General features: G+C 73.6%; 10 protein-coding genes. 4 read left to right on the top strand and 6 right to left on the bottom strand.

Annotated elements, in window-relative coordinates:
- Positions 1 to 97: 97 nt before the first annotated feature.
- Positions 98 to 862 carry a VOC family protein gene (locus HOQ23_RS14155; RefSeq protein WP_172215260.1) on the bottom strand — a complete coding sequence of 255 codons (765 nt, stop codon included), beginning with the start codon at positions 860 to 862 and terminating at the stop codon, positions 98 to 100.
- Positions 863 to 992: 130 nt separating this feature from the next.
- Between HOQ23_RS14155 and HOQ23_RS14150 the strand changes: the two genes are divergently transcribed.
- Complete coding sequence (locus HOQ23_RS14150; RefSeq protein ID WP_253945535.1) at positions 993 to 2,546, top strand: MFS transporter; 1,554 nt, start codon at positions 993 to 995, stop codon at positions 2,544 to 2,546.
- 37 nt (positions 2,547 to 2,583) lie between these two features.
- Here the strand turns inward: HOQ23_RS14150 and HOQ23_RS14145 are convergent, their stop codons facing one another.
- Genes HOQ23_RS14145 through HOQ23_RS14130 form a run of 4 tightly spaced genes read right to left on the bottom strand, consistent with a single transcriptional unit; the run spans position 2,584 to position 6,790 of the window.
- A complete protein-coding gene (locus tag HOQ23_RS14145; protein ID WP_172215258.1) occupies positions 2,584 to 3,564 on the bottom strand; it encodes a Ku protein in 981 nt (326 codons plus the stop codon).
- 18 nt (positions 3,565 to 3,582) lie between these two features.
- Positions 3,583 to 4,542 carry an SDR family oxidoreductase gene (locus tag HOQ23_RS14140; protein ID WP_216654232.1) on the bottom strand — a complete coding sequence of 320 codons (960 nt, stop codon included), beginning with the start codon at positions 4,540 to 4,542 and terminating at the stop codon, positions 3,583 to 3,585.
- Entirely contained in the window at positions 4,539 to 5,477 is a 939-nt protein-coding gene (locus tag HOQ23_RS14135) for a bile acid:sodium symporter family protein (protein WP_172215257.1), read from the bottom strand. Before HOQ23_RS14135 ends, HOQ23_RS14140 begins: the two co-directional genes overlap by 4 nt.
- Positions 5,474 to 6,790 (bottom strand): NAD(P)/FAD-dependent oxidoreductase, encoded by a 1,317-nt coding sequence (locus HOQ23_RS14130; protein WP_172215256.1) that lies wholly within the window; start codon positions 6,788 to 6,790, stop codon positions 5,474 to 5,476. Before HOQ23_RS14130 ends, HOQ23_RS14135 begins: the two co-directional genes overlap by 4 nt.
- Before the next feature lie 110 nt (positions 6,791 to 6,900).
- Between HOQ23_RS14130 and ligD (HOQ23_RS14125) the strand changes: the two genes are divergently transcribed.
- The 3 genes from ligD (HOQ23_RS14125) (at position 6,901) to HOQ23_RS14115 (ending at position 9,608) form a co-directional block, all read left to right on the top strand.
- Positions 6,901 to 7,848: a non-homologous end-joining DNA ligase gene (gene ligD / locus HOQ23_RS14125; protein ID WP_172215255.1), complete on the top strand. Its 948-nt coding sequence runs from the start codon at positions 6,901 to 6,903 to the stop codon at positions 7,846 to 7,848.
- Positions 7,845 to 8,756: a non-homologous end-joining DNA ligase gene (ligD, locus tag HOQ23_RS14120; RefSeq protein ID WP_172215254.1), complete on the top strand. Its 912-nt coding sequence runs from the start codon at positions 7,845 to 7,847 to the stop codon at positions 8,754 to 8,756. The genes ligD (HOQ23_RS14125) and ligD (HOQ23_RS14120) overlap by 4 nt, the downstream gene beginning before the upstream one ends.
- Before the next feature lie 153 nt (positions 8,757 to 8,909).
- Positions 8,910 to 9,608 (top strand): response regulator transcription factor, encoded by a 699-nt coding sequence (locus HOQ23_RS14115; RefSeq protein ID WP_172215253.1) that lies wholly within the window; start codon positions 8,910 to 8,912, stop codon positions 9,606 to 9,608.
- A 10-nt stretch (positions 9,609 to 9,618) separates the two neighbouring features.
- On the opposite strand, the gene HOQ23_RS20970 is transcribed toward HOQ23_RS14115, so the two are convergent.
- Positions 9,619 to 10,215: a TetR/AcrR family transcriptional regulator gene (locus HOQ23_RS20970; protein WP_172215252.1), complete on the bottom strand. Its 597-nt coding sequence runs from the start codon at positions 10,213 to 10,215 to the stop codon at positions 9,619 to 9,621.
- Positions 10,216 to 10,233: the final 18 nt, after the last annotated feature.

The raw sequence follows: 10,233 nt of genomic DNA, 5'->3' as shown, positions 1-10,233 counted from the left end.
GTGTGAGCGACGCTACCTTCCCGCAGGCCCGCGCGCGAGAGGTCCGCCAGGTGGCCGGGGTGCCGGGACCGGCCGGGACGGGGGAGGGCGGCCGGGGTCAGGCGCGGTCGGGCCCCAGCACCGTGATCGGCGCACCAGCGGGGTCGACGATCGCGGTCATCCGGCCGTACGGCGTGTCCTGCGGTGCCGCGGCGACGGTGCCGCCGAGCTCGCCGGCCCGGGCGGCGCACACGTCGGCATCGGGGACCTGGACGTAGACCCGCCAGCCCATGTCGTGGCCCTCGAGGGCGGAGCCGTCCATGATCCCGGCGCGGGCCGCCTCGCCCGCCCCGGCGGTGACGTAGCGCAGCTCCTCGCTGTCGCCGACGGTGTGCAGGTCCCAGCCGAAGACGTCGCGGTAGAACTCCGTGGCACTGGTGTAGCGCGGGGTGAGCAGCTCGAACCAGCTCGGGGCCCCGTCCTCGGCGATCGTGGTGAAGCCCGGGTGCGACAGCGGCTGCCACACGCCGATGCCCAGGCCCTCGCGATCGAGGAGGAAGCCCATGTGCCCGGCATCGCCGACCTGCATCGGACCCGCGACGACGGTGCCGCCGTGCTCGCTCGCACGCGCGAGCGTGGCGGCGAGGTCCTCGCTGTGCAGGTACACCGACCAACCGGTCGGGCCCATCGAGCCCTCGTCGTTGTCCATGCACCCGGCCACCGGGACACCGTCACGCAGGAACATGGCGTAGCCGCCGAGCTCCTCGCTCGGGTCGGTCGCCGTCCACCCGAACAGCTCGCCGTAGAAGCGGCGCGAGCCCTCGGTGTCGGAGGTGAACAGCTCGATCCAGCTGGGGTCGCCGGTGGACGGGTCGTTTCGCATCGGGGGGCTCCTGATGGGGTTCGGCCGGGGGTGTTCCTACCGACCGGCCTGCGGGCGGGTAGTCATCGCTGCCCCGGAGCACGGGCTGGGATACTTCGCGGCGACCCGCCCCGCGAAGCCAGGACCCCCGTTGCCCGAGACCGCACCCGCCCCTCCGACCGCGACGGCCGAGGTGTCCGCGGCGCGCCGCTGGGCCTCGCTCGCGGTGCTCTCCGCCAGCCTGCTGGTGGTCACCATGGACCTCACGATCCTCAACGTGGCGCTGCCCGACCTGGCCGCGGACCTGCGGCCCTCGGCGACCGCGCAGCTGTGGATCGTCGACGTCTACTCCCTCGCCCTGGCCGGGCTGCTGATCCCGATGAGCGCGCTCGCGGACCGGTGGGGCCGCAAGCGCGTGCTGCTGGCCGGGTTCGCGGTCTTCGGGGGCGCGTCGGCCGCGGTGCTGCTCGTGGACAGCCCCGGCGAGGTGATCGCGGCGCGTGCCCTGCTCGGCGTCGGCGGGGCGATGATCATGCCGACCACGCTGTCGCTGCTGCGCTCGGTGTTCACCGACCCCGGCGAGCGGGCCACCGCGCTCGGCGTGTGGGCGGGCGTCTCCGCGATCGGCGCCGCCGTCGGCCCGATCGTCGGCGGCGCGCTGCTGGAGCACTTCTCCTGGCACGCGGCGTTCCTGGTCAACGTGCCGCTGATGGCGCTCGCGGTCCTCGCGGGCGCGCTCATCCTGCCCGAGGCGCGCGACCCGCACCCGGGTCCGTGGGACCTGCCCGCCACGCTGCTCTCGGTCGGCGGCATGGTCGGGCTGGTCTGGGCGGTCAAGCGCTTCGCCGAGGAGACCAGCCTGCTCGACCCGCTCGGCTGGCTCGCGCTGGCCGCGGCCGCCGTCCTGCTGACGCTGTTCGTACGCCGCTGCCTGCGCGCGGAGCGCCCGCTCTTCGACGTCCGGCTGTTCGCGGGGCGGGCGTTCACCGCGGGCGTCGTCGCCGCGCTGAGCGCGATGTTCGCGATGGCCGCGCTCCTGCTGCTGCTGGCGCAGTGGCTGCAGCTGGTGGAGGGACACTCCCCGCTGGAGGCGGGGGTGCACCTGCTGCCGATCGCCGGCGGCGGCCTGGTCGCGTCGCTGCTGGCGCCCGCGCTGGCGAAGCGGATCGGCGCCCGTGTCGTGCTGTCCGGCGGGCTCGCGGTCGCGGGCCTCGGCGCGGTCGCGATCGGGGTCGTCCCCGGCGACCTCACCTATCTCACGGCGGCGGTGGCGATGGCCATGGTCGGCGCCGGCGCCGGGTCGCTGGCGATCGCCTCGGCGATGATCATGGCCGGCTCCCCGCCCGAGCGCGCGGGCAGCGCGGCGGCCGCCGAGGAGACCGCTTACGACCTCGGCACGGTGCTCGGCGTCGCGGTTCTCGGCAGCCTCGCCGCGGTGGTCTACCGCTCCCACCTCGACCTCGCGGACCTCCGCTCCGCGGGTCTGCCGGCCGAGCTCGGCGCGCAGGCCGAGGACTCCCTCGGCGGCGCGGTCGCGGTCTCCGAGGCGGCCGGCCTGCCCGAGCTCGCCACCCGCGCGGCGGAGGCCTTCACCGACTCCCTCGCCACCGCCAGCCTGGCCGGGGGACTGGTGATGCTGGCGGTGGCCGTCGTGGTCCACCGCACCGCGCCCCGCGACCTCGACATCACCGTCCAGCAGCACTGAGGCCCGCGGGTCGAGGCGTCGAGACCCGCCGAGCCGCTCAGCTGGCCTTGCGGGTGGTTTTCTTCGCCGTCTTCTTGGTGGCCGTCTTGGTCGCGGTCTTGGCGGCGGGCTTCGCGGCCTTCTTCGCGGTGCCCTTCTTGGCGGCGGCCTTCTTGGCGGGGGCCTTGCGGGTCGTCTTCCTCTCCGACTCCCCGGCGTCCGTGTCCCCGGCCTCCTCGGCGCCCTCGTCGGGGCCGGTCGCCTCGCCCCGGCCCTTCTTCGCGGCGTCGACCGAGCGCTGGAGCGCGGCGAGCAGGTCGACGACCTCCCCGGAGGACTTGGTGGAGGTGGGGGTGCGCTGCACCTCGCCGCCCTCGACCTTCGCCTTGACCAGCGCCTCGACGGCCTCGGCGTAGTCGTCCTCGAACTCGGTGGGGTCGAAGTCCCCGGCCAGGGTCTCGACGAGCATCGTGGCCATCTTGACCTCGGCGGGCTTCACGTCGCCGCCGTCCACGTTGAAGTCGGGGGTGCGGACCTCGTCGGGCCACATCATCGTCTGCAGGACGATCACGTCGTCGCGCACGCGCAGCACCGCCACGCTCGTGCGCTGGCGCAGCGCCACGGTGACCACGGCCATCCGGTCGGCGTCGCGCAGCGCCTGGCGCAGCAGGGCGTACGGCTTCGCGCCGGACTTCTCGGGCTCGAGGTAGTAGGACTTCTCGAACAGCATCGGGTCGATCTGGTCGCTCGGCACGAACTTCTCCACCGAGATCTCGCGCGAAGAGGTCGAGGGGAGCTCGGCCAGGTCCTCGTCGTCGAGGATCACCATCTCGCCGTCCTCGGTCTCGTAGCCCTTGGCGATGTCGGCGTAGGGCACCTCCTCGCCGTCGAGGGCGCAGATCCGCTGGTAGCGGATCCGGCCGCCGTCCTTGGCGTGGACCTGCCGGAAGGACACGTCGTGGGACTCGGTGGCGGCGTACAGCTTCACCGGCACGTTGACCAGGCCGAAGGAGACCGCGCCCTTCCAGATCGCTCGCATGCGCCTCAGTATCCGACCTCAGCGGGGCCCACGCACCCGCCAATCCTCGAAGGCCTGCCGCGAGGTGCGCGAGGGGGTGTAGCCGAAGACCTCCTTGAGCCGGTCGTTGGCCAGCACCGGGCGGTACTGCAGGAACCGCGTCTGCTCGGGTCCGTACGCCGTGAGGCGCAGCCGCCGACCGACCGCGAGCGCGGTCCGCAGCACCGGCTCGGGGATGCTCAGCACCGGCTTGCCGAGCAGCCCGGCGATCTCGTCGATGGTGAGGGCGCCGTCGCCGGCGACGTTGAAGGTCCCGGTCACGGGACCGGTGACCGCCTGCTCGATGATCGCCACCACGTCGGTGTCCCAGATGAAGACGAAGGGCGAGTCCGAGCCCCGGATCTTCAGCAGCCGGTCCCGCTCGAAGAGCGCGGTGATCTGGTTGTCGACGCGTTCGCCGAGGATCGTGCCGATGCGCAGCACGACCTGCTCCAGCTCGGGACGGGTGGCGCGCAGCTCGGCGAGCATCTCCTCGACCTGGCGCTTGTGGTCGCTGTAGGCGAACTCCACGTTGCCGCGCAGCGGGTCGTCCTCGGTCAGCCAGCCGCCGTGGGCGGCGCCGTTGTCCGGGTGGTAGCCGTACGCCGCGCCGCTGGAGGAGACCACCACCCGGCGTACCCCCTTGGCCAGGCAGGCGTCGAGGACGTGGCGCGACCCGTCGACGTCGACGGCGCGCTCGCGCTCCCGGGTGGAGCCGGGGCCGGGGGTGACCACCGAGGCCAGGTGCACGACCACCTCGGGGGCGGCCGTCCCGATCCCGGCGAGCACGCCGGCGCGGTCGGTGACGTCCATGACGACGTGGTCGACACGGGCGACCGGGGTCTCCGGCAGCCGCAGGTCGGCGCTGGTGACGGTGTGCCCGGCCGCGGCGAGGCCGCGCACTACCGAGGAGCCGAGGAAGCCGCTGCCACCGGTGACCAGGACGCGCAGCCCGCTCACGCGCTCGCCCCGACCGTGCTGGCGCGGCGCCCGCTGCGCGCGCGCCACCACTGGGCGACGGCCAGGCCGGCGATGATGTCCCAGATGCCCCACCAGGCGGCGACCAGCGCCATGCCGCCCAGGCCGTCGAAGTAGGTGAAGACCAGCAGCAGGCCCAGCCCGGCGTTGCGGATGCCGACCTCGAAGGTCATCGCCTTGGTGCTGGCCTCGGGCAGCCGGGTGGCCTTCGCGATGCCGAAGCCGAGGAACAGGGCCAGGGCGTCGTGGAGGAACACCGCGAGCAGCACGATGCCGATGTGGTCGAGGAAGACCGACCAGTTGTTCGCCACGCCCACCGCGATCACCGCGCCGAGCGCCAGGAACGAGAGCGGCCCGATCACCCGGTGGCCGACCGCGGCGACGCGCGGCCAGATCCGCTGGATGGCGATGCCGAGCACGAACGGCACGCCGATGACGAAGGCGATCTCCCCGAGCATGTCGGCCACCGAGAGCTCGATGTCCTCGAGCATCGCCTTGCCGCTGGGGTGCAGGCCGCCCCAGAAGGCCATGTTGAGCGGCATCAGGAAGATCGCGAGGACGTTGCCGACCGCGGTCATCGACACCGAGAGCGCGACGTCGCCGCCGGCGCGGTGGGTCAGGATGTTGGAGACGTTGCCGGGCGGGCAGCAGGCGACCAGGATCATGCCGAGGGCGACCGAGCCGCGCACGTCGAGCAGCAGGGTCAGCACGAAGGTCAGCGCCGGCAGCATCAGGAACTGCGCCAGCACCCCGATCGCGATCGTGCCGGGCCGGCGCAGCGCCGCGGTGAAGTCCTCCAGGCGGGTGTCCAGCGCGATGCCGAAGAGGATCGCGCCGATGACGATCTTCAGCGTCGTCAGCGACCCCTCCTCGAAGGCGATCCGGACGTTGTCGACGTCGGCCAGCAGGGGAGTCATCGGCCCGCTCCCGCGGGGGCGGCCAGCGCCTCGATCTCCGCGCGGACCGCGCGGCGGTAGGCGTCCTTGTTGACGTAGTACGACATCCGCTCCAGGCCCAGGTAGCGGTAGCCGCCGGAGAGGTCGGGGCGCGGCCCGGCGGCGCGGGCCTCGAGGGCGGCGGCCGCGGCCGGGTCCTCCGTGCGGGCCCGCAGGTACGCCGCGACCAGCTCGGCCTGCTCGTAGCGGCCCTGCCAGCCGATCCCGGAGGCCTCGATCATGCCGAGCACGAACAGGTCGGGGTGCGCGGGGCTGAAGATGTTGAGGTAGAGGTCCGGCGCGCCGCCGGTGCCCGACCAGCGCAGCAGCGCGGGGTCGAGGAACGGGTAGTGCAGCCGGTAGCCGGTCGCCAGCACCACCAGGTCGTACGCCGCGCGCGAGCCGTCGCGGAACCGGACGCCGTCGCCGTCGAGGCGCTCGACGTCGGGGCGCACCGTGATGTCGCCGTGGCCGAGGTGGTGCAGGACCAGCGAGTTCACCACCGGGTGGGACTCATAGATCCGGTGGTCGGGCTTGGGCAGGCCGAAGCGGACCGGGTCGCCGGTGAACAGCTTGAGCAGCCGGGAGTCGATCGCCTGCTTGAGCCGCGGCGGGAGCGGGCGGCCCTGGTTGAGGGTGTCCGCGGGGCGGCCGAGGACGTACTTGGGCACGAAGTAGTAGCCGCGGCGCACCGAGATGTCGACGGAGGCCGCGTGGTGCACCGCGTCCACGGCGATGTCGCAGCCGGAGTTGCCGGCCCCGACGACCAGCACCCGCTTGCCGGCGAAGACCTGGGCCCGCTTGTACTCACTCGTGTGGATCAGCTCGCCGTCGAAGCGGCCGGGCAGGACCGGGCGGTTCGGCTCGCTCAGGGTGCCGTTGGCGACCAGGACGCTCGCGTGGCGCGCCTCGCGCGCGCCGTCGGGGCCGGTGCTGGTGACGGTGAACCCGCCGTCCGGGTGCGGGGTGACTGCGGTGACCTCGGTGTGGAACCGGAACCCCGAGGTGAGGTCGAAGTGCGCGGCGAAGTCGCGGAAGTAGGCCAGCAGCTCGCGGTGCGAGGGGTAGTCGGCGACCTCGGCACGCATCGGGAACTCGAGGAACTCGGTGGTGTGCTTGGAGGAGATCAGGTGCGCGGACTCATAGACCGTGCTGCGCGGGGAGTCGATGTCCCACAGCCCGCCGACGCCCGGGCCGAGCTCGTAGCCCTCCCAGGCCAGCCCGTGGCGCTGCAGGTTGCGGGCGGCGGCCAGGCCGCTCGGTCCGGCGCCGATCACGGCGTGGCTGTGCTCCATGTGTCCCCTTCCGCGGCCCGACGGGCCCGGCGGCATTCTCTCGTGAATCCATCGACAAAGGGCAAATTGAGGTGCGTGAGCGGTGGACGGGGATGGGTAAGGATGACCGCATGCGCCCGATGCTCGCCACGAAGACCGATCAGGTCCCGACGGGGGAGGCATGGTCGCACGAGGTGAAGTGGGACGGGGTGCGAATCCTCGCGGAGCTGCGCTCGGAGGCGGGTGGTGCGGAGGGGCCGCGGCTGACCAGCCGCAACGACAACGACGTCACCGTCGCCTGGCCCGACGTCGCCGGCGGCGGGCCGGCGCCCGGGCGCGACCTGCTCGTGGACGGGGAGATCATCGCGCTCAACGAGCAGGGGTTGCCGGACTTCCGGGTGCTCCAGGACCGGATGCACGTGCGCCGGGCCACCAGCGCCACCCGGCTGGCGCGGAGCCTGCCGGCCACCTACATGGTCTTCGACCTGCTGCGCCTCGACGGGCGCGACCTCACCGACGAGCCGCTCGAGCGGCGCCGCGAGCTGCTGGCCGGGCTCGCCGATGCGGGCGACCTCGGCGCCTGGCAGGTGCCCGCGTCGTACGACGACGGCGCGATGCTCCACGAGGCGACGCTCGCCCAGGGTCTGGAGGGCGTGGTCAGCAAGCGCCGCGACTCCCGCTACGTCTTCGGCGCCCGCAGCCCGCACTGGCGCAAGCTCGCGCACCGGCACCGGCACTCCTACGTCGTGGGCGGGTGGCGCCCGCAGGAGGGGACCGAGGACCGGCTGGCCGCGCTGCTGGTGGGGGAGCCGAGTCCCGACGGCCTGCTCTACCGCGGCCGTGTGGGCAGCGGGATCGGCGCCCGGGTCGGTCGCCAGCTCGGCGAGCTGCTGGCCGGGCACGTGCGCGCCGACAGCCCCTTCGACGACGAGGTGCCGCGCATCGACGCCCGCGGCACCGTCTGGGTGGACCCGGTCCTGGTGGTCGACGTCGACACCCACCACACCTCGCGCGCGCAGCGGCTGCGCCAGCCGTCGTACCAGGGCGTGCGCAGCGACCTGTCCCCGGAGGACCTGTGAGCCCGGCGCGCGACCGCCAGGAGGTGCGCGTCGAGGTCGACGGGCGCACCCTGACCATCAGCAGCCTCGACAAGGTGCTCTATCCGCGCACCGGCACCACCAAGGGCGAGGTGCTGCACTACTACGCCCAGGTCGCCCCGGTGCTGCTGCCGCACGTCGCGGACCGCGCGGTCACCCGGATCCGGTGGCCGCACGGCGTGCAGGAGGGCAGCTTCTTCGAGAAGAACACCCCGCCGGGCACGCCCTCGTGGGTGCGCACCGTGAAGGTCCCGACCACTGGCTCGCGCGGGACCTCCCGCCATGGCGACACCCTGGTCTTCCCGGTGGCCGACGACCTCGCCACGCTGACCTGGCTGGTCAACCTCGCCGCCCTCGAGCTGCACGTCCACCAGTGGAAGGTGGGCCGCAACGGCCGGCCCCGCAACGCCGACCGCCTCGTCGTCGACCTCGACCCGGGCGAGCCGGCCGGGCTGCACGAGTGCTGCCAGGTGGCGCTGCTGGTGCGCGAGCGCCTCGAGGAGCGCGGGCTCGCCGGCAAGCCGGTCACCAGCGGCAGCAAGGGCCTGCACCTGTACGCCGACCTGCCGCGCCGGCTGCCGTCCGAGGAGGTCACCGCGCTGGCCAAGGAGCTCGCCGAGGACCTCCAGCGCGCCCACCCCGGCGAGGTCACCGCCACCATGACCAAGTCGCGCCGCGGCGGCAAGGTGTTCCTCGACTGGTCGCAGAACGCCGCCTCCAAGACCACCATCTCGCCGTACTCGCTGCGCGGGAAGGAGCGGCCCACCGTCGCCACGCCGGTCACCTGGGCGGAGGTCGAGGCGGGCGCGGAGGACCCCGAGGGGCTGGGGCAGTTCCTCTTCACCGAGGTGCTCGACCGGGTCGCCGAGCACGGCGACCTCTTCGCCTGACCCCGGCACGTCGCCGGGTCGTTACCCACCCGTGGACGGCTGGTGGTGCCCCCGTGGGGCGGGTGAGAAGGGCTGGCTCCTAGCGTGGGAAGAGGTCTGGTCAGTCTGCGGCAACCGGGAGCGCCCCCGCTGAGCGGGCCCTATGCTCCTGGCATGGCCCAGCGCGTTCTCGTCGTGGAAGACGAGGAGGACATCGCGTACCCGCTCGTGCGCACGCTCGAGCACGAGGGCTATGCCGTCGAGTGGGTGGACACCGGGCTGGGTGCTCTGGAGATCCTCGCGAAGGACCCCTCCGACGTGGTGTTGCTCGACCTCGGCCTGCCGGACCTCGACGGTCTCGAGGTGTGCCGCAAGTCCCGCGAGGCCGGCTACCTCGGGGCGATCCTGATCCTCACCGCGCGCGCCAGCGAGATGGACCGCGTGGTCGGGCTCGACTACGGCGCCGACGACTACCTGGCCAAGCCGTTCGCGCTCGCCGAGCTGCACGCCCGGATCCGGGCGCTGCTGCGGCGCACCGCCGGCACCGGCTTCGGCCCGGAGGACGCCGGGGACGGCGCGCTCCGCGTGGACGTCGCCGCGCGGCGGGTCTACGCGGGCGCCGAGGAGGTGCCGCTGACCGGCAAGGAGTTCGACGTCTTGTCGATCCTGGTCGCCAACCGCGACAAGGTGGTGTCCCGCGGCCGGCTGATGGCCGACGTGTGGGACGAGAACTGGTACGGCTCCACCAAGACCCTCGACGTCACGATCGGGCGGCTGCGCCAGAAGCTCGAGGGCGTCGGCGTCGCCGACAAGGTGGTCGCGGTGCGTGGCGTCGGCTTCCGCCTCGAGGGTCCCCGCCCCGACGCGGGCTGAGCGCCGACGCTCAGGCGCGCACGACGGCGCCGACCGCCCGTGCGACGGCGTCGGCGAACCGGTCCGGGTCGGTGCGCCCGGGGGAGACCTGGGCGTCGTCGAAGAGCGCCTGCGCCGCGCCGAGGGCGAACAGCAGCCGGTACGCCGCCTCCGCGTCCTCGTCCCGCGCGTCGAAGCGGGTCCGCAGCCAGTCGGTCACGGTGGTGGCCAGCAGGTGGCTGGAGCGCACCGTGCGCGCCTCGAACTCGGGCTGCCCGGCGGCCTCGACGAGGAAGGTGCGCAGCGCGGCCCGGTGGGTGCCGAAGATCGCGAGCGCCTCGCGGGCGAGCATCGCGAGGGCACGGTCGTCGTCCGGCTCGGCGTCCGCGCGGGCGAATGCGCGGGCGGTGGCGGCCTCGATCTGGCCGAGGGCGCGGTCCTGCGCGGCGAGCAGCAGGCCGCCGCGGTCGCCGAAGCGGTGGTAGAGCGAGCCGTTCGAGGTGCCCGCCTCGCGGGCGACGGCGGCGACGGTGACCGCGCGCAGCCCGCCGTCCGCCAGCAGGGTCAGGGCGGCGTCGAGCATCCGGTCCGCGGAGGACTCGCTGCGGGCCTGGAGCGGGGTGCGCATCCCGACACCCTAGCCAGA

Origin of the sequence: Nocardioides sp. zg-DK7169 (assembly GCF_013155365.1) — a bacterium.
Taxonomy (GTDB): Bacteria; Actinomycetota; Actinomycetes; order Propionibacteriales; family Nocardioidaceae; genus Nocardioides.
Note: the sequence above shows the minus strand (reverse complement) of the source record. Positions and strands in the feature narration are given on the sequence as shown.